We start from the raw sequence: 24,510 nt of genomic DNA on the forward strand, positions 1-24,510 counted from the left end.
ACGAGGGGTGGCGATGGTCAGGCTCACGCGGGCCCAGCGGCAGGAACGGACGCGCGCGGCCGTGCTGGTCGCGGCACGGGAGGAGTTCGCCGAACGCGGCTACGCCGACGCGAAGATCGACCGGATCGCGGAGCGGGCGGAACTCACCCGCGGCGCGGTCTACTCGAACTTCCCGAGCAAGCGCGCGCTGTACCTCGCGGTCCTCGTCGACGCGCTCGACGAGCCGGAGGGCGCCGCGGCGCCGCCCGCGGCCTCGCTCGACGAGGCGCTCGGCGCGTTCGCCCGCGCCCGGCTCGAACGCCTCCCGATGAGCGGCGACTCCCCCGCGAGCGCCGGGCTGCGGCTCCGGTCGACGGACGGCCTGTTCGACGACGACCGCGGCCGGACCGCGCTCGCGCAGGTCACGTGGCTGGAGGCGCTGCTGCTCGGGCTGGCGCTCGAGACGTACGCGCCGCATGTCCGGCGCGTCCGGCTGGCCGAGCTGGTGCTGACGCTGCTCGACGGTTCCGGGCACCTCGCGGGGACGGCGCCCGGCTTCGGCGACCCGTTCGACGTCGCCCGCGCCTGCCGCCACCTGGCCGGACTCGACCTCGCCGACGCCTGGGACCCGCCGCACCTCCCGTTCGCCGTCCCCGCGACGCCCGTCCGGGACGCCTGGGAGCCGCCCGGGGAACCCACGGACGAGATCACCGGCCGCCCGGCCGCCCTCGGCGCCGACGGGGTGGTCGCGGTCCTCGGCACCGGCCGGCTGCGCGCGGCCGAGGAGGCGGTCCGCGCGGCCCGCCCCGGCGAGCCGGTGACCGTGGCCGTCGTGACGGGCGACCCCGCCGAGCTGGGCCGCCTCGTGCGGCTGCGGATCGGCGACGTCACCCGCTGCCTGCGCCGCGCGCTCCCCCCGGACGCGCGGCCCGGCCTGCGCCTCGTCCTGGACGAGCGCGGCGCCGTCGCGGCGGCCGCGGGCGTCCCCGAACCGGACGACGACACCGAGACGGCCGTGCGCGTCCGGGCGGGCGAGATCGTCGCCCGCGCGGACGGGCGCGGCGCGGCCCACGCGGTCGCGGCCGGCGGGACGCGGGTGTGACGATGCACGCGACCGGCACCGACCTGCTCGTCCTCCACACCCTGCGCTGCGTCGGCGTCGCGGGCACCGCCCGGCTCGCCGAGGCCGCGGCGCTCCCCGAACCCGACGTCGAGTCCGAACTGATCGACCTCGCGGTGTCGGGGCTGGTCACGCACCTGCCCGGCGAGTTCGGCGGGTGGAGCCTCACCGACGCCGGACGGGTGTCGGACGCCGCCCGCATGCGCGCCGAGCTGGACGCGACGGGCGCCCGTCCCCGGGTCGCCGCGGCGTTCGACCGCTTCCTCGTGCTCAACCCGGAGATGCTCGACCTCTGCACGGCGTGGCAGCTCCGCACCGACGACGGCGCCCGGGTGCTGGACGCGCTGGCCGACTTCCACCTGCGCGCCGACGCCGTCTGCGCCGACCTCGCCGCCGCGCTGCTCCGGTTCCGGCGGTACCGCGACCGGCTCGCCCGCGCGCTCGCCCGGGCCCGCGCCGGCGCGGTCGAGTACGTGGCGGACGACCTCGCCTCGTACCACACGGTGTGGTTCCAGCTCCACGAGGACCTGCTCGTCACGCTGGGCATCCCGCGATGACCTGGACGCACCCGCTCGCCCCGGACGTCGACGAGCCCGCGGACGTCCTCGGCGGCAAGGCCCGCGGCCTGATCGAGCTGCACCGCCTCGGGCTGCCCGTCCCGCCCGGGTTCGTGATCGGCACCCCGGCGTGCCGCGCGTTCCTGCGCGACGGCCGCCTCCCCGACGGTCTCGCCGCCGAACTGGACGCGGCCGTCGCGGACCTCGAGACCGCCACCGGACGACGCCTCGGCGGCCCCGCCCGCCCGCTGGCCCTGGCCGTCCGCTCGGGCGGCGCGGTGTCGATGCCCGGCATGATGAGCACGATCCTGAACCTGGGCCTCACGACGGAGGCGACGGCGGCCCTCGCCGCCGAAACGGGCGACGCCCCCTTCGCCCACGACTCCCGCCGCCGCTTCCTGGAAAGCCTCACCGCCGCAACCTCCGGCGTCCCCATGGCGGCCCGCGTCGAGGTTCCGGAGGACGCGCGGGGGCAGCTTGAGCTCGCCGTTCGGACGGTGTTCGCGTCGTGGAACACGGCGCGCGCGAAGACCTATCGTGCGATCCACGGCATTCCGGACGGTTCGGGGACGGCCGTAACCGTGCAGGCGATGGTGTTCGGCAACCGGGACGGGCGCAGCGGGACGGGCGTCGCGTTCAGCCGGGACCCGGGCACCGGCGAGCCCGTCCCGTTCGGGGAGGTGCTGTTCGGCGGCCAGGGGGAGGACGTCGTGTCCGGGCGGTCGAGCCCGCTGCGGCTGTCCGCGCTGGCCGATCGGGAGCCCGAGGTGCAGGCGGCCCTCCTCGACGCGCTGCGGCGGATCGAGGGGCGCTACCGGGACGCGTGCCACGTGGAGTTCACGTTCGAGTCGGGCGCGCTGTGGCTGCTGCAGGTCCGGGCCGGGGGGCTCGCCGGGCGCGCGGCCGTGCGGGTCGCGGTCGACCTGGCCGACGCGGGGGTGATCGACCGGGGCGAGGCGGTCCGGCGCGTGTCGCCGCACGACCTGCGGCACGCGCGCGCCCCTCGGCTCGACACGGCCGGGCTGGACGTCCTGGCCCGCGGGGTCGGCGCCTCCCCGGGCGTCGCGACGGGGCGGGTGGCGACCACCGCCGACGACGCGGTCCGCATGGCGGCCGAAGGCCCGGTCGTCCTGGTGCGCCCGCAGACGTCGCCGCTCGACATGCACGGGCTCGCGGCGGCGGCGGGCGTCGTCACCGCCGTCGGCGGGACGACGAGCCACGCGGCGGTCGTCGCGCGGTCGATGGGCAAACCGGCCGTGGTCGGGGCGCGGGGCCTCGACGTCCCGGCGGGCGCGCTCGTCACGATCGACGGGACGGGCGGCGAGGTCGTCGCCGGGCGCGCCCCGGCGGCCGAGGCGGCGAACCCGCACCTGGCGCGCCTGCTCGAATGGGCCGACGCGTCCGGCTGATCCGTCAGGCGAGGCGGGCGCAGTGGCGGCAGGCCCGCGCGGACGCCGCGACCTTCGCGTGGGACACCAGAGTGAGCGCGGCGATCGCCGCGGCGAGCGGCCAGTTCCCGGCCAGCGCGGACGCGACGGTGAGGGCGACGGCGCTGACGCCGAGGGCCGCGCCGGAGACCGTCCCGGCCCACGCGACCGTCCGCGGCAGGGCGGACGGGACGGGCAGGCGGCGGGCCCACGCGCCGGTGGCGGCGAGGCCGCCGGCGCCGAGCAGGGCGGCGACCGCGGCGGCGGCGCCGACGAGCCGGGCGGTGTGCGGCAGCACACCGCCGCCCGAGCCCGCGACCTGCCAGCAGAGCAGGAGGACGGGCGCGCTGAGCGCGACCGCGAGGGCGGTGCGGCGGGCCTGCGCGATCGTGAGTTCGCGCTGGAAGTCGGGGGCGACGTCCGCGACGGCGCCGAAGTCGCGGACGGCGCGGCGCGCGGCGTCGTCGGCGGGCAGGCCCGTCGCGGCGAGGTCGTCGGTGGCGTCGGCAAGTCCGGCGCGGACCTCGGTGAGCATCCGCGCCTTGGTGCGGGCGGGGCCCTGGAGGGCGGCGGAGAGCGCGGCGACGTGCTCGTCGATGATCATGCCGGTCCCGGTTCGAGGACCGCGCCGATCGCGGACGTGAACTCGCGCCAGGCCGTCCGCTCGCCCGCGAGGGTGCGGCGGCCGGCGTCGGTGAGCGCGTAGCAGCGGCGGCGGCGCCCGCCCGCGGACTGCCAGCTTCCGCTCAGCAGCCCGACGCGCTCCAGCCGGTTCAGCGCCGGGTACACGGTGCCCGTGCGCAGTTCGAGGGCTCCCCCGCTGCGCTCCTGGACGGCCGTGATGATCGCGTACCCGTGCAGCGGGCCGGCTTCGAGCACGGCGAGCAGCAGTGCGTCCAGGTGTCCCCGTACCGCGTCTCCCCTCATAGGTACGCAGCCTACCTATCGAACGCGTAGGCGTGCTATGTATTGGTAGCCAATATGTTGGTCACCAACTCATGAGGAGCCACGATGACCGAGGTGCTGCTGACGCTGCACGTCCTGGCGGCGATCCTGGCGATCGGGCCGGTGTCGGTGGCCGGGTCGCTGTTCCCCCGCTACGCCCGCGAGGGCAACGCGGGCGTCATGGCGGTCCTGCACCGGATCTGCCGCGGCTACGCGCTGGTCGGGCTCGCGGTGCCGCTGTTCGGGTTCGGCACGGGGGCGACGCTCGGCGTGCTGACGCAGGCGTGGCTCGTCGCGTCGATCGTCCTGACGGCCGTCGCGGCGGCGCTGCTGGCGTTCGCGGTCCTGCCCGTCCAGGCGCGGGCGGTGGCCGGGGACGTCCCGGGCGAGCGGGTCGCGGGCCGGCTGGCGATGACCACCGGGATCTTCAACCTGCTGTGGACGGCCGTCGCCGTCCTGATGATCGTCCGCCCGGGCGCGTGACGCCGGGGCGGACGAACGGAGCGGCGCGGGACTACTCGGCGCTCGCGACCGACAGGGCGCGCAGCCGGAACACCGCCAGGAACGTCCCGACGACCGTCACCGCGACCAGCAGCGTGATCGCCAGCGGCAGGCCGACGGACGAGTCCACCATCGTCGCCGAGGTCAGCGAGTCCGTCACCGCCAGCGCCCACGCCTGGACGGACGCGGACTTCGCGCCCGGCGCGAAGCTCGCCAGCAGCGACTCCCACACCAGCGCGTACAGCAGGCCGACCGTGACGGCGTTGCGGCTCGCGACCGCGAGCGCCACGAAGATCGAACTGTAGGCGAGGCCGCCGACGAGGACGCCCACGGTGTACGCGACGGTCACGCCCGCGGTGGTCCCGGCCAGCAGGATCCCGGCGAGCAGCGTCGGGACGACCGCGAACGCCGTGACCAGCACGATCGCGACGGCCAGCTTCGTCAGCACGATCACCTGGCGCGGGATCGGCTTGGTCAGCACGTACATGATCTGGCCGTCGTCGATCTCCGGGCCGATCACGCCGGTGCCGGCGATGAGCGCCAGCAGCGGCAGCAGCGTCGCCAGCCCGAACTGCTGCAGCACGAGGGCTGCGGTCTCCAGGTCGTCCTCGCCCGTGAGGCGGATGCCGGCCGCGAGCGCCAGCAGGATGGCGGGCAGCACGAGCAGCAGCAGCGCGCGCCGCCGGCCGAGCATCGACCGGAAGGTGATTCTCGCGATCGTCGCGTTCATTTCGCCACCAGGTAGGAGAAGACGCTTTCGAGGGACTCGTCGGCCGGCGAGACCTCCCACAACCGCACGTCCGCCTGCTTCGCGACCTGCGGGAGCAGCCAGGTGAACCGCTGGAAGTCGGTCGCCTCGACCTGCAGGCCCTTGTCGGTGAGCTGCACGCTGCGCGCCGACCCGTCCGCGATGATCGCGGCGGCGAGCGCGCGGTCGTCCGCGGACCGGACGAGGAAGAGGTGCGGCCGGTCGGTCATCAGCCGGCGGATCCGGCGGAAGTCGCCGGACGCGGCGTGCCGCCCCGCGACGATGACCTCGATGTGCCCGGCGAGCCGCTCGACCTCCTCCAGGATGTGCGACGAGAACAGGATCGTGCGTCCCTCGTCGGCCATCCGCCGGATGAGGTCCATCAGCTGGAGCCGCTGCCGCGGGTCCATGCCGTTGAACGGCTCGTCCAGGAGCAGGACGGGCGGGTCGTGCACGAGCGCGGACGCCATCTTGATCCGCTGCTTCATGCCCTTGGAGTAGTTGCCGATCGCGCGGTCCGCGGCGTAGTCCATCTCGACGAGGCCGATCGCGCGGCGCGCGGCGGCGTCCGGGTCGGGCAGCTTGTGCAGCTTCGCCATCGCCTCGATGAACTGGGCGCCGGTGAGGAAGTCGTACGCCGCCTCCCGCTCGGGGACGAGCCCGAGCCCGCGGTACACGTCCGGGTTCCGCCAGATCGGCGCGCCGTCCAGCGTGACCGTCCCCGAGGACGGCGCGAGGAACCCGCCCATCATGTGGATGAGCGTGGACTTCCCGGCGCCGTTCGGGCCGAGCAGCCCGGTGACGCCCGGTCCGATCGTCATCGACACCCCGTTGACGGCGACGACGTTGCCGTACCAGCGGGACACGTTCTCCAGTTTCAGCTCGCTCATGAGAGGCCCGCCTTCCGGAACCGGCGGTACAGGACCGCGATCGAGCCGACCGCCAGCGCGGCGCACAGGAACAGCGCGACCAGCCCGCCGCCGACGCCCGGCGCCGCCGCCATCGAGGCCGATTCCGCGCCGAGCAGCCTGACCTGGACGGTGTCGACCAGGTCGAACGGGGTGAACAGCGACATCCAGCCCTGCAGGGTGAAGTTGCCCTGCACCTCGGCGAGCGTCTGCACGATCGCCACGAACGCGACGGACAGCATGTAGACGGCGATGACCGCGGCGACGCCGAACCCGCGGCGGGGCGTGAACGCGGCGACGACCATCCCGATCGCGGCGAGCACGACCGCGAACAGCACGCAGCCGACCAGCGCCGTCAGGAAGTCGACGAGCTGCTGACCCGAGTCCGGCGCCTTCGTCACGAGCCCGCCCACGTAGAGGACGGTGATCGGCACGGCCGTGATCGCGAGCAGCGCCGTCGCCATCGCGCCGATCTTGGCGAGGACGAAGTCCAGATGGTCGATCGGACGGGAGAAGTACAGCGGGACGACGTGGAAGCGCAGCTCCCGCGACGCCAGCACCGGCGCCTGCGTCGCCGTGAAGATCGCGATGACCACCTGCATGATCACCGCGTAGAAGGAGTACGGGATCAGCGCGTCCTCCTGCTTGGAGACCGCGAACGCGGCGATCGACCCGGCGGCCGGCAGCAGCATGATCGCGCCGAGCAGGAACGGCATGATCTTGGCGCGGGCGGGCCGGCCCAGCCCGAACGCGGCCCGCAGGTTGTGGACGTACAGCGACCGCAGCACGTACCCGCGGCCGTTGCGGCGGCCCTCGTAGTGCCGGTAGCCGATGTCGTGGATCGTGCTGGTGCTCATCGGGGCGCCCCCTGGTCCGGCACGGCCGGGGCGGCCGCGGCCGGGTCGCCCTGGAAGACCTCCTCGATGCGGTGCCGCCGCTGCTCCATCCGGATCAGCCGCAGCCCCAGGTCGGCGACGCCGTCCCGGACGAGGTCGTAGGTCGTCTCGTCCGCGATCTCGACCACGAGCAGCCGCCCCTCCGGACGAACGGTCGCGCCCCGCTCGTGCAGCCGCGCGCCCAGCTCGTCCCGTCCCTCCTCGACCTCGACGGTGAGGGCGCCGCTGGCCTCGGTGTACGCCTCGACGGCCTGGGAGCGCAGCAGCTTCCCGCCGTCGATGATGACCACGTGGTCGCACACGCGTTCCAGCTCGCCCAGCAGGTGCGAGGTGACGAGGACGCTGATCCCGAACTCGGCGCCGATCCGGCGGATCAGGTCGAGCATCTCGTCGCGTCCGGCCGGGTCGAGGCCGTTGGTCGGCTCGTCCAGGAAGACGAGCTTGGGGTCGTGGACGAGCGCCTGCGCGAGCTTCACCCGCTGGCGCATGCCCGTCGAGTAGCCGCCCATCGGGCGGTACCGCTCCTCGTACAGCCCGACGTGCCGCAGCGTGTCGGCGGCGCGCTCGCGGGCCGCGGTCGCGGGCAGCCCGCACATCCGGGCCATGTGGACGACGAACTCGGTCGCGGAGATGTCCGGCGGCAGGCACTCGTACTCGGGCATGAACCCGACGTTCTCCCGGATGCGGACGCCCTCGCGCGCGATGTCGAGCCCGAGCACGCTCGCCGTCCCCGCCGTGGGCGGCTGCAGCCCCAGCAGGATCTTGATGAGCGTGGACTTCCCGGCGCCGTTGGCGCCGACGAGCCCGACGACGCCCGGTTCGACGGCCACGTTCAGGTCGTCGAGGGCGGTCACCCGGGGGAACCTCATCGTCAGGCCCTGGGTGGCGATGATCGGCATGGTGCCGAACCTATCGCCTGTGTTGTCCGCTCACGTCGCCCTTAGGTGCGATGCCGTGGGCCATAGGTCTGATTTCGGTATCGACCAAAGTCGCCCCGAAGGGCGACGCGCCGCTACGGTCCCCGGTGCACCGGCCGTCCGGTGGACGTCCGGTGCGTGCGGCGGCGCAGCACGCGGGCCCACACCGCCCGCTGCACGAGCAGCGTCACCGTCCCCGCGATGATCATGCCGCCGAAGTTGACGCCGAGCTGCATCAGCGACCCCTCGATCTCGCTCACGTGCTTCAGCGCCAGCGCCACCCCGAGGTTCCCCGCGGCGGGCACGGTGGTGACGGAGATGAACACCCCGACCAGCGTCGACGACTTCCCCGCCGTCAGCGACAGCACCCCGGCCGCCCCCGCCAGCAGCGCGACGATGAACGACCAGCGGTCCGGGCTGTAGATGAACGCGGTCAGCGGCCGGTCCGCGGGCAGCTCCGCCATCTCGATCACGCCGACCCACCGGCTGACCAGCGCGCACACGTACGTCACGATGATCGCGACCGCGAAGCCGATGACCAGCGTGCGCACCGCGTCGACGATGTGCCGGCCCTGCAGCCGCACGATGCCGTAGCAGATGGCCGCGACCGCGGCGAACTCCGGCCCGAGCACCATCGCGCCGACGACCAGGATCGGCGAGTCGATCAGCGCCGCGATCGCCGCGAGCTGCGTCGCCAGCACCAGGAACGCGATGAACGACCACGTCATCTCGGTGCCCTCGGTGACCTGCCGGTCGAGCTCGTCCCACACGACGGCGTCGTCCCCGTGCCCCGGCGCCCGCCGCTCCGCGCGCTCCGCGACCTGCGACATCGACAGGTCGATCCGCTCCATCGCGATCGACCCGTCCCGGTCGACCCCGAGCCCCTGCAGCGCGTCGAGCACCTCGTTCGCCGACTCGCGGGCGACGTCCCCGGTCACCAGGTCGCCGGCCGGGGACAGCGCCGCGCCCCGGACGACCACGATGTTCGTCGCCCCGTCGCAGTCGGCGAGCGCCTTGCAGACCTCGTCCGTCCGGTCCGGGGGGACGATCGCTCTCATGTGCAGCACGCCCCACATCCTCCCCTGAACGGCCGCCGCGCACGGCCACTTCGCCGCCCCGTACGGTGAGATCGTTTATTCACCTGCATCTCGGCGAAAAACCACAGAAACCCCCCAGGACGGTGACGGCATGCAACGCGCGGCACCCATGGCGGCCATCGCGCTCGCCGCGGCCCTTCTCACCGGATGCAGCGCCGACGTCGGCATCTCCGGCACCGGCACGCCCGCCCCGCCCGGCGCGTCGGGCGCGTCGGGCGCCGAGGCGGCCGAGGCGCGCGAGGCGCTCGCGGACCTGCGCGTCGCGGCCGAGGACGACGGCGACGGCTACGAGCGCGCCGCGTTCGGCACCCGCTGGAAGGACACCGACCGCAACGGCTGCGACCAGCGCAACGACGTCCTCGCCCGCGACCTCCGGGACGTCCGCAAGCGCGGCGACTGCGTCGTCGTCGCGGGACGCCTGCACGACCCCTACACCGGCCGCGAGATCACCTTCACCAAGGCGGACGCCGCCGAGGTGCAGATCGACCACGTCTACCCGCTCGCGCTCGCGTGGCGGATGGGCGCGGCCGGCTGGAGCGAGCGCAAGCGCGAACGGTTCGCCAACGACCACGGCAACCTGCTCGCCGTGTGGGGCGTGCCCAACGGGCAGAAGGGCGACTCCGGCCCCGCCGAATGGAAGCCCCGCAAGGCGTTCCAGTGCGAGTACGCGCTCACCTACATCGGCGTCGCCGCCATGTACGGCCTGCCCGTCACCTCCGCCGACAAGCGCGCCCTCGACGGCTTCCTCGACCGCTGCTGAACCGGCCGTCCTATGCTCGACCCATGAGCGAATCCATCGAGCAGCCCGCGAACGAGCAGGACGAACGCCCCCGTGTCCGGACGGAACGCGCCGTCGGCGCACGTGTCACGGGCGCCGAGGCCACCGGCGCGTCCGCCACCGGCCTCGACCTGCGCCTCGGCAACGCGTTCGGCTCCCTGGCGCTCGGCTCGATGGCCCTCGGCGTGCTCGCCGTCGGCGCCGTCGCCATCGGCAAGCTCATCGTCAAGCGCGCCATCGTCGACCACCTGGAAGCCGGAACGGTCGAGATCAAGCACCTCAAGGTCGGCCGCCTGGACATCGAGGAGCGCTGACGAACCGCCCGGACGCCCGTGCCGTCGCCTGACGGCACGGGCACGGGCGTCCGGACGCGAGACCGCGGCCACCAGGGGCCGCCACCGCACGAGCCCCCGTCGCCCGCGCGGGGCGTAGGCGAGGCTCAGGGCGTGGACGGGGTCAGGCGAGGGCGGTGCGGACGACGCCGGCGAGGTGCTCGGCGATGCTCTGGGCCTGCTCCTGCGACGCCGCCTCGACCATCACGCGGACCATCGGCTCGGTGCCGCTCGGGCGGATCAGCACCCGGCCGGTCTCGCCCAGGTCGGCCTCGGCGGCGGCGACGGCCGCGGCCAGCTCGGGGGACGTCTTCGCGCGGGTCTTGTCGACGCCCTTGACGTTCACCAGCACCTGCGGCAGCCGGGTCATCGCCTTCGCGAGCTCGTCCAGCGGGCGGCCGCGCCGCGCCATCGCCGCGAGGAGCCGCAGGCCGGTGAGGACGCCGTCGCCGGTGGTGGCGTGGTCGAGCATGATGACGTGGCCGGACTGCTCGCCGCCGAAGACGAACCCGCCCGCCTTCATCGCCTCCAGCACGTACCGGTCGCCGACGGCGGTCTCGACGACCGTGATCCCGGCCTCCCGCATCGCCAGCTTGAAGCCCAGGTTCGACATCACGGTCGCGACGACGGTGTCGGCGGCGAGGGCGCCGGACTCGCGCATCTCCAGCGCGAGGATCGCCATGATCTGGTCGCCGTCGACGACCTCGCCGGCGGCGGTCACGGCGAGGCAGCGGTCCGCGTCGCCGTCGTTGGCGATGCCGGCGTCGGCGCCGTGCTCGCGGACGGCGGCCTGGAGCGCCTCGAGGTGCGTCGAACCGCACCCGGAGTTGATGTTGAGGCCGTCCGGGGCGGTGCCGATCGTGATGACCTCGGCGCCCGCGCGGCGCAGCGCCTCGGGCGCGACGTCCGACGACGCGCCGTTCGCGCAGTCGACGACGACGCGCAGGCCGTCCAGCGAGTTCGGGACGGACGCGACGAGGTGCGCCACGTACTGCTCGACCGCGCCGTGCGCGTCGCGGACGCGGCCGACGCCGGCGCCGGTCGGCCAGTCCCACTCCTCGCCGAGCCGGGCCTCGATGCGGTCCTCGGTCTCGTCGGGCAGCTTGTGCCCGTACCGGTCGAAGAACTTGATCCCGTTGTCGGGGGCGGGGTTGTGCGACGCGGACAGCATCACGCCGAGGTCGGCGTGCAGCTGGTGCGTCAGGTACGCGACGGCCGGGGTGGGCAGGACGCCGAGGCGCAGCACGTCCACGCCGGAACTGGCGAGCCCCGCGACGACGGCGGCCTCGAGGAACTCGCCGGACGCGCGCGGGTCGCGCCCGACCACCGCCAGCGGCCGATGCCCCCGGAACTCGCCCTGCTCGCCGAGGACCCGCGCCGCGGCGACGGACAGGTCCATGACGAGCCGGGCGGTCAGATCACGGTTGGCGAGCCCCCGCACGCCGTCGGTCCCGAACAGACGAGCCACAGTTCAACTCCCGGAGAGACGAGAAAAGCCGCCCGGACGGGACGGGACGTGCGGCGTCCCGTCCGTGCCGTGCGGCATACAAAGCGAACGAACCAGAAAAAGCGGACGAGCCGCCGCACCCGGCGCGCCGACCATGCGGGGTCGGCCACGGAGAAGCCATGGGGTGCGGCGGCTCGTGCCGTCGATCAACGCTTGCTGTACTGCGGAGCCTTGCGGGCCTTCTTGAGACCGGCCTTCTTACGCTCCGGCACCCGCGCGTCGCGGGTGAGGAACCCGGCCTTCTTCAGCGCCGGGCGGTGCTCGATGTTCGCGAACTGCAGCGCGCGGGAGATCCCGAGGCGCAGCGCACCGGCCTGGCCGGTGGTGCCGCCGCCGTTCACGCGCGCGAGCACGTCGAACTGGCCCTCCAGGCCCAGCAGGACGAACGGCTCGTTCACGATCTGCTGGTGGACCTTGTTCGGGAAGTACTGGTCCAGCGTGCGGCCGTTGATCTTCCACTGGCCGCTACCGGGGACGATGCGCACCCGCGCGATGGCCTGCTTGCGGCGGCCGGTGCCGGCGGCGGGGCCGGTCGCGACCGGCTGGCCGAGGAAACCCTCGCCCGCGGCCTCGGGGCTCTCGGTGGTGTACTCGGAAGGCGCTTCCTCGTACGAGTCGAACTCGACGCCCTCGGGCGTCTCGGTGCCGGTGGACTCGTCCACGGTTCTCCTTGGGTCTTCTAGCCAGGGCGGCTGGCCCGGTCATCGGGTGCCCCGGCGGCCACTGAACGGACGCGCACACGGCCGCGTGCGCGCTCCCGGCCGACCAGAGGGAACTCTCCCCCTCGCCCGACCGGACGGGTACCGGGCGGCTGCAGGGCGCTCTGCGCCCGGAAGCCGACCGGGTCTGCCTTATTTGCCGGTCTGGCTGATCTGGGTGATCTCGAACGGGACCGGCTTCTGCGCCTGGTGCGGGTGCTCCGGACCGGCGTAGACCTTCACCTTGCGGAACATCTGGCGGCCGAGTGTGGTCTTGGGCAGCATGCCCTTGATCGCCTTCTCGACGGCCCGCTCGGGGTTCTTGGCCAGCAGGTCGGCGTAGTTCACCGACCGCAGTCCGCCCGGGTAGCCCGAGTGCCGGTACGCCCGCTTCTGCTCCAGCTTGTTGCCGGACAGCGACACCTTGTCGGCGTTCACGATGACGACGAAGTCACCGGTGTCGAGGTGCGGAGCGTAGATCGGCTTGTGCTTACCCCGAAGCAGCTGCGCGACATGACTGGCGAGACGGCCCAGCACGACATCGGTCGCGTCGATGACGTACCACTGACGCTGAACGTCAGCGGGCTTAGGGGTGTACGTGCGCACGGTCGTCAGCCTTCGTTTCTCGTCGACTTTCTCAGCGGATCTCCTGCTCGCGCCGATCAGACTCGTTCTCGTTCCGACCGGGCGCTCCGGGAGGCCGGGGCCCGTGCGAGCGCACATGGGGCACACCGACACGTGGATGCCGTCGCCATCCCACCGTCCGGGCAGGCGCCGACGCATACAACAAACCCGCAGGATACTAGCCCGCGCGGGCGCGGGTCAAAGCGAGCAACCGTGACAGTCTCCCAGCCACCCACCAGTATGCCCCACCTCGCGGACCGCGATTCCCCCGGTGGTCCTCCCGGCCCGCGCGGGACCGGCCCGTTCCTTACGCCGCCTGGTCACGGAACGTCGCGAAATGTACGCAGAGTGATCATTTTACCGAGATCTTCTTACTCTGACGTGCATGAAGGGATAAAGTGCCGCCGACCGGTCCCCCTGCCGGCGTACCGGCGTACGCCGGCCAGCCCCCGGGAGCCCCCGCTGTCCACTCCCCGCAGACCCGGCCGGCCCGCCGGGCGACCCCAGCAGCCCCACGGCGACGGCCGCACCGGCCGTCCCGCCCCCGGCCCGGGCTTCGGCCCCGGACCCCGTCCGGGCGCCGCGCCGCCGCCGCACCGTCCCGGCCGTCCCGGACCCGCCGGGGACACCCTCGTCGCCAGCGGCCGCCCGCGCCCGGCACCGCCCGGCCGCCGCGCGCCCAAGCGGCCCCGCCGCCGCCTGCGGGCGGTCGTCACCGTCGGCGCGACCGTCGCCGCCTCCGTGCTCGCGATCGGCACCGGCGTCGCGCTCGACCGCCTCGTCCTGCCCGCGCAGAGCCCCGAGCGGTCCGCCGCGGCCGACGCGCTGCCCGAGGACCGGCCCGCGCCCGTCCCGTCCGGGGCCGGGGACGCGCCGTCGCCGGACGCCCCCGCGAACGCCGCGGCACCGTCCGCCACGGAGGAACCGCCGCCGCTCAAGACCATGAGCGCCCCGCCGCGCCCGACGCCCAAGCCGTCGACGTCGCGCCCCGAGAAGACCGCGGACGCCCCGGCCCGGCCGTCCTCCCCCGGCGGCTCGGGCGGCTCGGGCGGCTCGGCCGGGGACGACTCGCCGACCTACCGGACGACCGGCGCGTCCACTGCGGAACGCGCCGTGATCGAGCTCACGAACGACGAGCGCGCCGACGCCGGATGCGGACCGCTGCGGACGGACGAGCGGCTGATGACCGCGGCCGAGCGGCACTCCGCCGACATGGCCGCCAACGACTACTTCAGCCACACGTCCCAGAACGGCGACACGCCCTGGGACCGCATGGAGGCCGCCGGCTACTCCAGCCCCGGCGCGGAGAACATCGCCAAGGGCTACGGCAGCGCCGAGGCCGTCGTGCGCGGCTGGATGAACAGCCCCGGGCACCGCCGCAACATCCTGAACTGCGATCTTCGTGCCATCGGCGTCGGCATGGTCGACGGCCCGGGCGGCAAGCTGTGGACCCAGAACTTCGGCTGGAAGTGACCCGTCCGGGGTTCGGTAGGGTCCACCCCATGGGTTACCCGGGTGATCAAGGCAATCCCGGCGGCCGCGCGCCGTGGCCGCCGCAGTCGCCGTACGGTCCCGGAGACGACCGTCCGTTCGACGGCCCGCCGGGGCCGTACGACCAGGGCGACCCCGCGTTCGACCGCGAGTTCGGCCCCGGGCCCGACCGGTACGACGACGACCCGTACGGGGACGAGCGCCCGCGCCGGCGGCGTCCGCTCGTCATCGGCGCGGCCGTCGTCGCCGGGCTCGTCCTCGTCGGCGGCGGCGTCGCGCTCTCGTCGACGCTGGGCGGCGACTCGGGCGCCCCGGCCGCGGCCGACCGGCCCGCCCCGTCCACGACCCCGCCCACGCCGACCCCGTCGGTGACGCTCGCGCCGGTGAAGCTGCGGGACCGCACCACCGACCCCGCGCCGCTGACGCTCAAGGAGGTCTTCGGCAACGGCAAGTTCGAGATCGACGACCACGAGTACGCGCGCACGGCCTGGAACAGCGAAGAGAAGTGCACCGGCGTCGTCGGCGGCGCCAAGCTGGACGCGGCCGTCGCGAAGGGCGACTGCACCCAGGCCCTCCGCGCCACCTACGCCATCAGCGGCGGCGCGCTCATCGGGACGCTCGGCGTCCTCAACCTCAAGACCGAGGCGCACGCGAAGGCCGCCGAGAAGGCCGCGACGGCCGACGACGCGTACCTGCTCGCGCTCCCCGGCAAGGGCATCACGAAGACGAACGGCAAGGGCGTCGCGCTCGGCACCGCCCGGGCGCGCGGCCACTACCTGGTGATGACCTGGGTGCAGCGCCCCAACGGCAAGACCATCGCGAAACGCCACCACGACACCGTCCGGGTCTTCGGGGAGGAGATCTACAAGGGCAGCAACCTCGCGCTCGCCCTGCACTACAGGGAAACCGAAGGCAAGCCCCTCCAAAAGTGACCGGTTTGAATACCCTCTCTGCTTATGTCTGGACCTGAAACCGCCGCCACCGCCTCCCCCGCGCCGCCGCACTTCGGCGGCGCGTCTCCCCCGGCCGGCGCCCCGGCCGTCCCGCCGGCCGACGGGGCCGAGGCGCCCGCGCCCCCGGCCCCCCGGCTTCCCCCGTTCGGCCTGGAGGCCCCCTGGTGGGCGTCCTCGGCCGACTCGTCCGAGGAGGCCCCCGAACCGGCGGACGACGACACCGCGTCCGACGCCGCCGGCGCGCGGGCGTCCGCGGGCGCGGGCGGGAGCGAGCCTCCGGCCGCGGTGCCGCGTGCGGCCGCAGGACGGCCGCCCGGCACGCTCGTGGCCGGTGTCGGCATCCCGCAGGTGGACTCCCGCGGCGCCGTCCCCGCCGAGCCGCTGGTGCCTCCGACGCCGTCCACGTTCACCGACACCGACCCCGACGGCATCCCGGCCGTCCGTCCCGAGGAGCCCGCACCGGCCCCGGCGGCGGCGACGCCGGCGGCGGCGCCTGCCCCGGCGCCTGCTCCCGAGCCCGGGCAGGCGGTCGTCGCCGCGGCGAACGGGACGGCCGCACCGGCGCGGGCGCCGGGCCCTGCGCCCGTCCCGTCCGGGGAGCCGGCGCCCTCCGCGTTCGAACGCGCCAAGGAGGCCGAGAAGGCGGCCGCGTCGGCGGCGCCGGTGCTCGTCCCCGACGCGATCCTGCCGCCCGGCGTCCTGCCCCCGAGCGGGGAGAGCGGGGAGCACCCGCGACCGGGCGCGCCCGGCGCGGCGAACCCGGGCGAACCGCCCATCGTCACGCCCGTGTACCACGAGCAGGGCGTCCCGCCCACCGACGCTCCCCCGCCGCCGCCCGCCGGGACGGGCGGGCCCGGCCCGGCCGCCAAGGGGGCGAAGCGCGGCAAGGGGCCCGGGAACAAGCGGACGCTGCTCATCGGCGGCGGCGCGGCGGCCGTACTGGCCGCGGTGGTCGCACTGTTCGCCGTCGGCGGCTCATCGGACGACGGCGCCACCCGCAAGGCCGCCGAGCGCCCGGTCGGGACGCCGTCCGCCTCGGCGCCCGCGCAGCCGCCGCAGGCCCCGCCGCCCGCCCCCGACCCGTCCCCGCAGAAGATCGACAACGAGAAGACCGATCCGAAGCCGCTGGAGTTCTCCGAGGTCTTCCCGACGGCGGCGATCAATCTCGGCGGGCACACCTACCGGCTCGACCGCCGCTCCATCAACCGCGACCTGAAGTACGCGGCGAACGGGGCGATGCTGCAGACCCTCCAGCGGCAGCAGTGCCGCAAGATCGTCCGGGCGACGTACCTCGACCCCGGACGCCACGTCGCCGTCACGTCCGGTATCGCGGTCATGCCGACCAAGGCCGCCGCCCTCGCGGTGAGCGAGGCCGGGGACCCGGCCCGCTACGAGTGGTTCCGCGGCATGCCGGGCGAGCACACCGCCGCCATGGACCGCGCCGGCGGCTACGCGGCCGCGACCGTCCGCGGCCGGTACGTCGTGTACGCGTACGTGCAGCGCTCCGACGGCAAGCCCGTCCAGCCCGGCGACCAGGTCGTCAAGCAGGTCGCGCAGCAGTTCATCGACCACAACGCGCGCCCGCTGGACGCGCGGGCGGGCCGCTGAGGCCGCACGCGACGCCGAGCGCCGCCCGGCCGCGCCGTCCTCAGGACGGATCGCCGGGCGGCGCCTCGACGCTCTCCGCGGCCTCCGCGGCGGCCACGGCCGCGGCGGCGTTCAGGGTGCGGACGCGGCGGGTCTCCTGCGCGCGGCGCGCCAGGTCCTCGTCCTCGGGGTAGCGGATCTCCTCCAGCGACAGCCCGTGCGCGGGCGCCACGTTGACCGCCGAGTCCCGGACGCGCGCCGACAGCACCTGCGCGGGCCACTCGACGTCGCGGCGGCCGTCCCCCACCACCAGCATCGCGCCGACGAGCGCCCGCACCATCGAGTGGCAGAACGCGTCCGCCTCGACGGTGGCGAGCGCGAGGTACGGGTCGCGGTCGTCGCGGGCCCACGAGAAGCGCAGCAGCTCCCGGATCGTCGTCGCACCCTCCCGCTTGCGGCAGAACGCGGCGAAATCGTGCTCGCCGACCAGCAGCCGCGCGGCCTCGTTGATCCGGTCGAGGCTGAGCGGCCGCGGATGCCACAGGACGTCGTGGCGCCGCAGCGGCTCGACACCGTTCGGGTTGTCGCACACCCGGTACACGTAGCGGCGCGACAGCGCGGAGAAGCGGGCGTCGAAGCCCTCCGGGGCCACCGACACCCGCCAGACCCGGACGTCCGGCGGCAGCAGCCCGGCGAGCCTGCGCGGCATCGTGCCGTTGATGGCCGAGTACGCCGCGACGGGCACCACCAGGTGCGCCACCTGGCCGCGCGCGTGGACGCCCGCGTCGGTGCGGCCCGCCACGGTGAGCATGGGGGGCGGGTCGAGCCGCAGCATCCGCGCGAGGGCGTCCTCGATCACGCCCTGGACGGTCCGCTGGTTCGGCTGCCGCGCCCAGCCCGCGAAGTCCGACCCGTCGTAGGAGATGTCGAGCCGGAGTCGTACCAGTGCGGTCATGTCGGTGGGGGTGTCCTGTTCCTCGCATCCTCCGCCCGTCCGCTGGGACGGGCGCCGCCCTCGCTGCATCGGCGGACTCCTAACATGACCATGAACGTAAGTCTGGCAAAGACGAGGCCCGCCGTCCCGTAGCGGACCGGCGGGCCTCACCTTGTTGCCTAAACCATGAACGAATTAGCCAAGGGAATGGATCACCCCACGTACGTGGGGAGCACCCTTGGCAAGCGACACGTTACTTGGTGTCGCCCTCGTTCTCTTCGGCCTTGGTCTCCTCGGCCTTGGTTTCCTCGGCCTTCGTCTCCTCGGCCGCGGCCTCGTCGGCGTCGACCTTGGTGACGTCCTCGGCCGGCTCCTCCTTCGGAGCGGCGGCGGCCGTCGAGGCGGCCATCGGCTCCTGCACCAGCGAGATGATCGCCATGGGCGCATTGTCGCCCTTGCGCGGCCCGATCTTCGTGATGCGCGTGTAGCCGCCCGGACGGTTCTCGAAGCTCGGCGCGATCTCCGTGAAGAGCTCGTGCACGACGCCCTTGTCGCGGATCGTCTTGGCCACCTGGCGACGGTTGTGCAGGTCGCCCTTCTTGGCCTTGGTGATCAGCTTCTCCGCCAGCGGACGCACCCGCCGGGCCTTGGCCTCGGTGGTGGTGATGCTGCCGTGCTCGAACAGCGCCGTGGCCAGGTTCGCCAGGATGAGGCGCTGGTGCGCGGCGGAACCGCCGAGGCGGGCGCCCTTGGTGGGCTTGGGCATGGTGCTTCCTTCCTGCGCCGGCCGTATCAGGTACCGGCGTCAGTCGAGTCCCGGGACGGCCGGGGAACGAGCCCCCGGCCGCCGGGATCTGGTTTCTAGTACTGCTCGGTCTCGGCGTAGCTCTGGTCGTCGTCGCCGTAGTTGTCGGCCGCCGCGCTCGGGTCGAACCCGGGCGGGGAGTCCTTCAGCGAGAGGCCCATGTCGTTGAGCTTCTGCTTGACCTCTTCGATCGACTTGGCGCCGAAGTTCCTTATATCCAGCAGGTCCTGCTCGGAGCGGGCGACGAGCTCGCCCACCGAGTGGATGCCCTCGCGCTTGAGGCAGTTGTAGGAGCGGACCGTGAGGTTCAGCTCCTCGATCGGCAGGGCCAGGTCCGCGGCGAGCGCGGCGTCCGTCGGGGACGGGCCCATGTCGATGCCCTCGGCCTCGACGTTGAGCTCCCGGGCCAGCCCGAACAGCTCGACGAGGGTCTTGCCGGCGGACGCGACGGCGTCGCGCGGCAGCATCGCCTGCTTGGTCTCGACGTCCAGGATCAGACGGTCGAAGTCGGTGCGCTGCTCGACTCGGGTCGCCTCGACCTTGTAGACGACCTTGAGGACGGGCGAGTAGATCGAGTCGATCGGGATGCGGCCGATCTCCTGGCCCGGCTGCTTGTTCTGCGCGGCGGAGACGTAGCCGCGGCCGCGCTCGACCGTGAGCTCCATCTCCAGCTTCGCCTTGCCGTTCAGCGTGGCGATGCGCAGGTCCGGGTTGTGGACCTCGACACCGGCCGGCGGCGCGATGTCGGCGGCGGTCACCTCGCCCGGGCCCTGCTTGCGCAGGTACATCACGACGGGCTCGTCGTGCTCGGAGGAGACGACGAGCTCCTTGAGGTTCAGGATGATGTCGGTGACATCCTCCTTGACGCCCGGCACGGTCGAGAACTCGTGCAGGACGCCCTCGATCCGGATGCTGGTGACGGCGGCGCCGGGGATCGAGGAGAGCAGCGTGCGGCGGAGCGAGTTGCCGATGGTGTAGCCGAAGCCCGGCTCCAGCGGCTCGATGGTGAACCGCGACCGGTACTCGTCGACCTGCTCTTCGGTGAGAGTGGGACGCTGAGCGATGAGCATGGTTGTGCCTTCTTCCCGCGGTGCCCGCTATTTGACGACCGCGATCGGAGTACCTCAGGGGATTGTTCCCCGTTCCGCCGGGATCCCCACCTGCGCGGGGATCCCGGCGGACCCGAGCTCTTACTTGGAGTAGAGCTCGACGATCAGCTGCTCCTGGACGGGAGCGTCGATCTGCTGCCGGACCGGCAGCGAGTGCACGAAGATCCGCATCTTGTCGGCGTCCACGCCCAGCCACGCCGGGACCTGACGCTCGCCCGCCTCGGCCTTGGCGACCTGGAACGGCGTCATCTCCAGCGACTTGGGCTTGACGTCGATGATGTCGGCCTCGCTGACGAGCGCCGACGGGATGTTGACCTTCCGGCCGTTGACCCGGATGTGTCCGTGCCGGATCAGCTGGCGGGCCATGTCGCGGGACTTCGCGAAGCCACCGCGGTAGACCACGTTGTCCAGGCGGCGCTCGAGGAGGCCGAGCAGGTTGTCACCCGTCTTGCCGTCCTGGCGGTTCGCCTCGACGTAGTAGTTGCTGAACTGCCGCTCCAGCACGCCGTAGATGCGCTTGGCCTTCTGCTTCTCGCGGAGCTGCAGCAGGTACTCGGTCTCCTTCGGCCGACCGCGGCCGTGCTCACCCGGCGGGTAAGGACGGATCTCGATCGGGCACTTCGGGCCCTCGCACTTGCTGCCCTTGAGGAACAGCTTCATCTTCTCGCGGCGGCAGAGCTTGCAGTCCGCACCGGTGTAACGAGCCATTGTTCTAGATCTCCTGACCTCAGACCCGGCGACGCTTCGGCGGGCGGCAGCCGTTGTGCGGGACGGGCGTGACGTCCTGGATCGAGCCCACCTCGAGCCCGGTCGCCTGCAGCGAGCGGATGGCGGTCTCGCGGCCCGAGCCCGGGCCCTTCACGAAGACGTCGACCTTGCGCATGCCGTGCTCCATCGCGCGCCGGGCGGCGGCCTCGGCGGCCTGCTGGGCGGCGAACGGCGTCGACTTGCGGGAGCCCTTGAAGCCCACGTGGCCCGAGGAGGCCCAGGAGATCACGTTCCCGTTCGGGTCGGTGATCGAGACGATCGTGTTGTTGAACGTGCTCTTGATGTGGGCGTGCCCGTGAGCGACGTTCTTCTTTTCCTTGCGGCGCACCTTCTTGGCGCCGACACGGCTCTTAGGAGGCATCTGCTCTCTCTACTCTCGAGGTCGTCGGACCGTGGCGGGCGGAGCCCGCGACGGACTACTTCTTGCCGGCCTTCTTCTTGCCGGCCACGGTCTTCTTCTTGCCCTTGCGGGTGCGCGCGTTGGTCTGCGTGCGCTGGCCGTGGACCGGCAGCCCGCGGCGGTGCCGGATGCCCTGGTAGCACCCGATCTCGATCTTGCGCCGGATGTCGGCCTGGATCTCCCGGCGGAGGTCGCCCTCGGTCCGGTAGTTGCCCTCGATCCAGTCGCGCAGCTTGATCAGCTCGTCGTCGCCGAGCTGGTGCACCCGCAGCTCTCCGCTGACGCCGGTGTTCGCGAGCGTCTCGAGCGCGCGCGTCCGTCCGATCCCGAAGATGTAGGTGAGAGCGACCTCGACGCGCTTGTCGCGCGGGAGGTCGACGCCGAGAAGGCGTGCCATGTGGGCAGTTCCTTTCATTGCGCGGAGGTATGGGCGCATCGCGTCCGCACACACCCTGCCCGGGTGGCGGCCTCGGCCTCCGTCGATCCGAGGGTGGTCCCTTCACACGCCGCTGCCGTACGCCCCTGCGGGACGTACGGCGGCTGAACGTGCGAAGACTGCGATGCGCTTGTCGAGCGGGTCGTCCGGCCTGGCGGCCGTCAGCCCTGGCGCTGCTTGTGGCGCGGGTCGGAGCAGATCACCATGACCCGGCCGTGCCGGCGGATGACGCGGCAGTTCTTGCAGATCTTCTTGACGCTCGGCTTGACCTTCACTGGGTCTCCTAAGGCTTAGGGTCACCCCCGCACCGCCACGCGCGAGAGAGGCAACCTCAGTGAGTTGGCACCGCGGGACGTCCGGAACGGATCCCGCGGCGCGCGTTCACTTGTATCGGTAGACGATCCGACCGCGCGTGAGGTCGTAGGGGCTCAGCTCCACAACGACGCGGTCGTCCGGCAGGATCCGGATGTAGTGCATCCGCATCTTGCCGCTGATGTGGGCGAGCACCTTGTGCCCGTTGTCGAGCTCCACCTTGAACATGGCGTTGGGCAGCGACTCGATGACGGTGCCCTCGATCTCGATGGCCCCTTCTTTCTTGGGCATGTCCTCCGCGCTTCACTGATCGGCTCATTGGACGTCGGTCCGACGCGCCATCGATGCGATCCTGGCCCGCATGGCGGGCGCCACGGCGAATCAACGCCGAGAACAGGGGAATCGGGCGGCCGACGACGGACCGACACAGGAGTGTACGTCACCGACCCGCCGAATGCGAAATCAGCGCATGATACGGCTGCGGAGACTGCTCCCAACATAAGCATACCCTGCCAGGGCGTTGGTACCTTTCAGTAGTAGAGACGCACGAGGAGGGTCAGCATGCCGAGCTATGACTTCGCGCTGATCCTCAGCCGTCCCCTCTACGAGGAGGAGCTGGACCCCCTGTTCGCCCGCACGCACGGCGCGGTCACGGTGTCCATCATCACCGAGCCGCAGCACGCCGACCGCGCCGGCAACGCGTCCTGCACGTGGGAGGGCCCCACCCTCGCCGCGGCCATCATGGAGCTCGTCGAGCACGTCGAGACGAGCGCCCCCGGCCTGCACGTCCTCCAGGTCGAGGCCGACCCGCTGCTGACGATCCGCGACATCGCCGAACGCGTCGGCCGCTCCGCCGACTCCGTCCGGCACGCCATCACCGGCGCGCGCGGCGCCACCGGCTTCCCGGCGTCGGAGATGTCCACGGCGGGTCACCGGCTGTGGCGCTGGTCGAAGGTCGCCGCCTGGTACGGCCTGGACGACCCGCAGCTCGTCGAGGCCAAGCCCACCGTGCAGGCGATCAACGGGTGGCTCGCCCTCCGCGACGTCGTCCCGGACGTGGCCCCCACCCCCGAAGAGGTCACCTCGGCCCTGAGCCTGGTGATCCCCCACGTCGCCTGACCGTCCGCTCCCGGCCCCGGCGGACACGCCCGGCCCGCGATCGGCGCGTGTCCGGCGTGAGGGCGTCCAGGGAGCGTTCAGGGTCCGGGGACTGCACCGATACGGCGCCGAGACCGGGTCGTGATCTTCTTCTCATTTCGCCGAGTCGACAGCCCGGCCCGCTGACGACAAGATCGTCCCGCAACGGGCCCCCGGCGGTGCGGCCGGACCGCGGCCCTCCGGACGCCCGGGTCGCGGGTCCGTGGTTTTCTTGCAAGGGGGAGGATCAATGGCGATCATCGCGCAGTTGAGCGACATCCACCTGGCGGCCGGGCGGGACGGCGAGGTGGACGACGGCTCGGGGCCGGTGCGCGCGCTGCGGGCCGCGGTGTCGAGCCTGCTCACCCTGCCGGCGCGGCCGGACGCGGTCGTGCTCACGGGCGACCTGGCCGACGGCGGGCTGCCCGCGGAGTACGCCCGCCTGCACGCGCTGCTGTCGCCGCTGCCGATGGCCGTCTACCCGATGGCGGGCAACCACGACGACCGCGACGCGCTGCGCGCCGTCTTCAAGGACCACCCGGCCGTCGCGGCGACCGGGACCGTTCCACAGGCCCCCCTGCAGTACGCGGTGGACGTCGCGGGGACGCGCCTCGTCTGCTGCGACACCACGGTGGACGGGCACCCGCACGGCCACCTCGACGAGGACCGGCTCCGCTGGCTGGACGAGACGCTCGCCGCGGCGCCCGACACGCCGACGGTCGTCGCGACGCACCATCCGCCGTTCCCCATCGGCATCCGGTTCATCGACGACATGCGGTTCGTGGAGCCCGCGGGGTTCGCGGCGATCGTCGAGCGGCACCCGCAGATCGTCCGCGTGATCTCCGGGCACGTGCACCGCGGGTCGGTCGGGTCGGTCGGCGGGAAGGTGAGCACGACGTGCCCGAGCACCTACCGGCAGCTGTTCCTCGACCTGACGCACCCGGGACGGGCGGCGGTCACCGGGGAGCCCGCGGGGTTCGCCATCCACCTCGTGGACGAGCGCGGCTCGGCCACGACGCACTTCGTCCCCACGGGCAACTACCGCCCGCTGATGGACGTCGAGTGATCGGCCGGACGATCCGCCGGGCGATCAGTCGCGCCGCGACCCCATGATCGTCCGCAGCAGCAGGACCGCGGCCCACGGGCCCACGACCCAGATCCACCACGGGTACACGAACCCCGCCGTCACCCCGATGATCAGCCAGATCGCGAGGTTGAGCCCGCCGACGGCCGCCAGCCCGGCCCACGCGGCGCGCTCGACGCCCGCCCCGGTCGTGCGGCGGACGGGCAGCTCGGTGCTCTTGGGCTGCGCCGCGGGCACCGGAAGCTCGTACAGGTCCTCCTCGGGGAGGTCCGCGGTGATCTCGTCGAGCCGGCCGAGCGTCTTGGCGCTGTAGACGTCCTCGAGCCGCTCGTGCAGTTCGTCCACGGTGATGCGGCCGACGGCGCAGTGCTCGCGCAGGCTCTCGGCCACCCGGTCGCGGTCGGCGTCCGACGCCCGCATGTCCGGATTCGGCGCCACCTCAGCTCCCTCCCGAAGCGCC

Annotated in this window: 30 protein-coding genes; 11 read left to right on the forward strand and 19 right to left on the reverse strand. The window is 73.2% G+C overall.

What is annotated here, in order from left to right; all coding sequences use genetic code 11:
• Positions 1 to 13 precede the first annotated feature (13 nt).
• Genes AB0L25_RS08645 through AB0L25_RS08655 form a run of 3 tightly spaced genes read left to right on the forward strand, consistent with a single transcriptional unit; the run spans position 14 to position 3,065 of the window.
• A complete protein-coding gene (locus AB0L25_RS08645; RefSeq protein WP_500170036.1) occupies positions 14 to 1,081 on the forward strand; it encodes a TetR/AcrR family transcriptional regulator in 1,068 nt (355 codons plus the stop codon).
• Between the two features lie 2 nt (positions 1,082 to 1,083).
• Positions 1,084 to 1,656: a transcriptional regulator gene (locus tag AB0L25_RS08650; protein ID WP_500170284.1), complete on the forward strand. Its 573-nt coding sequence runs from the start codon at positions 1,084 to 1,086 to the stop codon at positions 1,654 to 1,656.
• The gene (locus AB0L25_RS08655; RefSeq protein WP_500170038.1) at positions 1,653 to 3,065 is read left to right on the forward strand and encodes a pyruvate, phosphate dikinase; all 1,413 of its coding nucleotides are present in this window, start codon (positions 1,653 to 1,655) and stop codon (positions 3,063 to 3,065) included. The genes AB0L25_RS08650 and AB0L25_RS08655 overlap by 4 nt, the downstream gene beginning before the upstream one ends.
• Before the next feature lie 4 nt (positions 3,066 to 3,069).
• On the opposite strand, the gene AB0L25_RS08660 is transcribed toward AB0L25_RS08655, so the two are convergent.
• Entirely contained in the window at positions 3,070 to 3,687 is a 618-nt protein-coding gene (locus tag AB0L25_RS08660; protein WP_500170040.1) for a permease prefix domain 1-containing protein, read from the reverse strand.
• Positions 3,684 to 4,010 carry a PadR family transcriptional regulator gene (locus AB0L25_RS08665; protein ID WP_500170042.1) on the reverse strand — a complete coding sequence of 109 codons (327 nt, stop codon included), beginning with the start codon at positions 4,008 to 4,010 and terminating at the stop codon, positions 3,684 to 3,686. Before AB0L25_RS08665 ends, AB0L25_RS08660 begins: the two co-directional genes overlap by 4 nt.
• A gap of 84 nt (positions 4,011 to 4,094) precedes the next feature.
• Here AB0L25_RS08665 and AB0L25_RS08670 point away from each other — a divergent pair, with 84 nt between their 5' ends.
• The gene (locus AB0L25_RS08670) at positions 4,095 to 4,511 is read left to right on the forward strand and encodes a hypothetical protein (RefSeq protein WP_500170044.1); all 417 of its coding nucleotides are present in this window, start codon (positions 4,095 to 4,097) and stop codon (positions 4,509 to 4,511) included.
• 31 nt (positions 4,512 to 4,542) lie between these two features.
• Here AB0L25_RS08670 and AB0L25_RS08675 read toward each other — a convergent pair whose 3' ends face one another.
• From AB0L25_RS08675 to AB0L25_RS08695, 5 genes are all read right to left on the reverse strand, one after another.
• A complete protein-coding gene (locus tag AB0L25_RS08675; protein ID WP_500170046.1) occupies positions 4,543 to 5,259 on the reverse strand; it encodes an ABC transporter permease in 717 nt (238 codons plus the stop codon).
• The gene (locus tag AB0L25_RS08680; protein ID WP_500170048.1) at positions 5,256 to 6,167 is read right to left on the reverse strand and encodes an ABC transporter ATP-binding protein; all 912 of its coding nucleotides are present in this window, start codon (positions 6,165 to 6,167) and stop codon (positions 5,256 to 5,258) included. Before AB0L25_RS08680 ends, AB0L25_RS08675 begins: the two co-directional genes overlap by 4 nt.
• A complete protein-coding gene (locus AB0L25_RS08685; RefSeq protein WP_500170050.1) occupies positions 6,164 to 7,042 on the reverse strand; it encodes an ABC transporter permease in 879 nt (292 codons plus the stop codon). Before AB0L25_RS08685 ends, AB0L25_RS08680 begins: the two co-directional genes overlap by 4 nt.
• The gene (locus AB0L25_RS08690) at positions 7,039 to 7,980 is read right to left on the reverse strand and encodes an ABC transporter ATP-binding protein (protein WP_500170051.1); all 942 of its coding nucleotides are present in this window, start codon (positions 7,978 to 7,980) and stop codon (positions 7,039 to 7,041) included. The genes AB0L25_RS08685 and AB0L25_RS08690 overlap by 4 nt, the downstream gene beginning before the upstream one ends.
• Before the next feature lie 113 nt (positions 7,981 to 8,093).
• Complete coding sequence (locus tag AB0L25_RS08695; RefSeq protein WP_500170285.1) at positions 8,094 to 9,056, reverse strand: DUF389 domain-containing protein; 963 nt, start codon at positions 9,054 to 9,056, stop codon at positions 8,094 to 8,096.
• Positions 9,057 to 9,186: 130 nt separating this feature from the next.
• Here AB0L25_RS08695 and AB0L25_RS08700 point away from each other — a divergent pair, with 130 nt between their 5' ends.
• Together AB0L25_RS08700 and AB0L25_RS08705 are read left to right on the forward strand one after the other, a co-directional pair.
• Complete coding sequence (locus AB0L25_RS08700) at positions 9,187 to 9,855, forward strand: HNH endonuclease family protein (RefSeq protein ID WP_500170053.1); 669 nt, start codon at positions 9,187 to 9,189, stop codon at positions 9,853 to 9,855.
• A 23-nt stretch (positions 9,856 to 9,878) separates the two neighbouring features.
• Positions 9,879 to 10,187, forward strand: coding sequence for a hypothetical protein (locus AB0L25_RS08705; RefSeq protein WP_500170055.1), 309 nt, complete (start codon positions 9,879 to 9,881; stop codon positions 10,185 to 10,187).
• A 142-nt stretch (positions 10,188 to 10,329) separates the two neighbouring features.
• Here the strand turns inward: AB0L25_RS08705 and glmM are convergent, their stop codons facing one another.
• From glmM to rplM, 3 genes are all read right to left on the reverse strand, one after another.
• Entirely contained in the window at positions 10,330 to 11,673 is a 1,344-nt protein-coding gene (glmM, locus tag AB0L25_RS08710) for a phosphoglucosamine mutase (RefSeq protein WP_500170057.1), read from the reverse strand.
• A gap of 185 nt (positions 11,674 to 11,858) precedes the next feature.
• Positions 11,859 to 12,374: a 30S ribosomal protein S9 gene (gene rpsI / locus AB0L25_RS08715; RefSeq protein ID WP_500170059.1), complete on the reverse strand. Its 516-nt coding sequence runs from the start codon at positions 12,372 to 12,374 to the stop codon at positions 11,859 to 11,861.
• 189 nt (positions 12,375 to 12,563) lie between these two features.
• The gene (gene rplM, locus AB0L25_RS08720) at positions 12,564 to 13,016 is read right to left on the reverse strand and encodes a 50S ribosomal protein L13 (protein ID WP_075905053.1); all 453 of its coding nucleotides are present in this window, start codon (positions 13,014 to 13,016) and stop codon (positions 12,564 to 12,566) included.
• Positions 13,017 to 13,415: 399 nt separating this feature from the next.
• Between rplM and AB0L25_RS08725 the strand changes: the two genes are divergently transcribed.
• The 3 genes from AB0L25_RS08725 to AB0L25_RS08735 are packed head-to-tail and all read left to right on the forward strand — an operon-like array spanning position 13,416 to position 17,086.
• Positions 13,416 to 14,507 (forward strand): CAP domain-containing protein, encoded by a 1,092-nt coding sequence (locus tag AB0L25_RS08725; RefSeq protein ID WP_500170061.1) that lies wholly within the window; start codon positions 13,416 to 13,418, stop codon positions 14,505 to 14,507.
• A gap of 29 nt (positions 14,508 to 14,536) precedes the next feature.
• On the forward strand, positions 14,537 to 15,457 hold the full coding sequence (locus AB0L25_RS08730; RefSeq protein ID WP_500170063.1) for a hypothetical protein: 921 nt from the start codon (positions 14,537 to 14,539) through the stop codon (positions 15,455 to 15,457).
• A gap of 24 nt (positions 15,458 to 15,481) precedes the next feature.
• The gene (locus tag AB0L25_RS08735) at positions 15,482 to 17,086 is read left to right on the forward strand and encodes a hypothetical protein (RefSeq protein ID WP_500170065.1); all 1,605 of its coding nucleotides are present in this window, start codon (positions 15,482 to 15,484) and stop codon (positions 17,084 to 17,086) included.
• Between the two features lie 40 nt (positions 17,087 to 17,126).
• Here the strand turns inward: AB0L25_RS08735 and truA are convergent, their stop codons facing one another.
• The 8 genes from truA to infA form a co-directional block, all read right to left on the reverse strand.
• Positions 17,127 to 18,020: a tRNA pseudouridine(38-40) synthase TruA gene (gene truA / locus AB0L25_RS08740; RefSeq protein WP_500170287.1), complete on the reverse strand. Its 894-nt coding sequence runs from the start codon at positions 18,018 to 18,020 to the stop codon at positions 17,127 to 17,129.
• A gap of 232 nt (positions 18,021 to 18,252) precedes the next feature.
• Entirely contained in the window at positions 18,253 to 18,765 is a 513-nt protein-coding gene (gene rplQ, locus AB0L25_RS08745; RefSeq protein ID WP_500170066.1) for a 50S ribosomal protein L17, read from the reverse strand.
• 95 nt (positions 18,766 to 18,860) lie between these two features.
• Complete coding sequence (locus AB0L25_RS08750) at positions 18,861 to 19,874, reverse strand: DNA-directed RNA polymerase subunit alpha (protein WP_026404075.1); 1,014 nt, start codon at positions 19,872 to 19,874, stop codon at positions 18,861 to 18,863.
• A 120-nt stretch (positions 19,875 to 19,994) separates the two neighbouring features.
• Complete coding sequence (gene rpsD, locus AB0L25_RS08755; RefSeq protein WP_500170068.1) at positions 19,995 to 20,621, reverse strand: 30S ribosomal protein S4; 627 nt, start codon at positions 20,619 to 20,621, stop codon at positions 19,995 to 19,997.
• 19 nt (positions 20,622 to 20,640) lie between these two features.
• Positions 20,641 to 21,042, reverse strand: a complete 402-nt coding sequence (gene rpsK, locus AB0L25_RS08760) for a 30S ribosomal protein S11 (RefSeq protein ID WP_021596710.1) — start codon at positions 21,040 to 21,042, stop codon at positions 20,641 to 20,643.
• A gap of 55 nt (positions 21,043 to 21,097) precedes the next feature.
• Positions 21,098 to 21,478 carry a 30S ribosomal protein S13 gene (gene rpsM / locus AB0L25_RS08765; RefSeq protein ID WP_500170070.1) on the reverse strand — a complete coding sequence of 127 codons (381 nt, stop codon included), beginning with the start codon at positions 21,476 to 21,478 and terminating at the stop codon, positions 21,098 to 21,100.
• Positions 21,479 to 21,678: 200 nt separating this feature from the next.
• Positions 21,679 to 21,792: a 50S ribosomal protein L36 gene (gene rpmJ, locus AB0L25_RS08770; protein WP_026404072.1), complete on the reverse strand. Its 114-nt coding sequence runs from the start codon at positions 21,790 to 21,792 to the stop codon at positions 21,679 to 21,681.
• Between the two features lie 106 nt (positions 21,793 to 21,898).
• Positions 21,899 to 22,120, reverse strand: coding sequence for a translation initiation factor IF-1 (infA, locus tag AB0L25_RS08775; protein WP_034519601.1), 222 nt, complete (start codon positions 22,118 to 22,120; stop codon positions 21,899 to 21,901).
• Positions 22,121 to 22,390: 270 nt separating this feature from the next.
• On the opposite strand from infA, the gene AB0L25_RS08780 reads away from it, so the two are divergent.
• On the forward strand, positions 22,391 to 22,948 hold the full coding sequence (locus AB0L25_RS08780; RefSeq protein ID WP_500170073.1) for a hypothetical protein: 558 nt from the start codon (positions 22,391 to 22,393) through the stop codon (positions 22,946 to 22,948).
• A 268-nt stretch (positions 22,949 to 23,216) separates the two neighbouring features.
• The gene (locus AB0L25_RS08785; RefSeq protein WP_500170074.1) at positions 23,217 to 24,032 is read left to right on the forward strand and encodes a phosphodiesterase; all 816 of its coding nucleotides are present in this window, start codon (positions 23,217 to 23,219) and stop codon (positions 24,030 to 24,032) included.
• Between the two features lie 24 nt (positions 24,033 to 24,056).
• On the opposite strand, the gene AB0L25_RS08790 is transcribed toward AB0L25_RS08785, so the two are convergent.
• Entirely contained in the window at positions 24,057 to 24,488 is a 432-nt protein-coding gene (locus AB0L25_RS08790) for a DUF1707 SHOCT-like domain-containing protein (RefSeq protein ID WP_500170076.1), read from the reverse strand.
• Between the last annotated feature and the right edge of the window lie 22 nt (positions 24,489 to 24,510).

The organism is Spirillospora sp. NPDC052242, assembly GCF_040679555.1.
GTDB lineage: Bacteria > Actinomycetota > Actinomycetes > Streptosporangiales > Streptosporangiaceae > Spirillospora.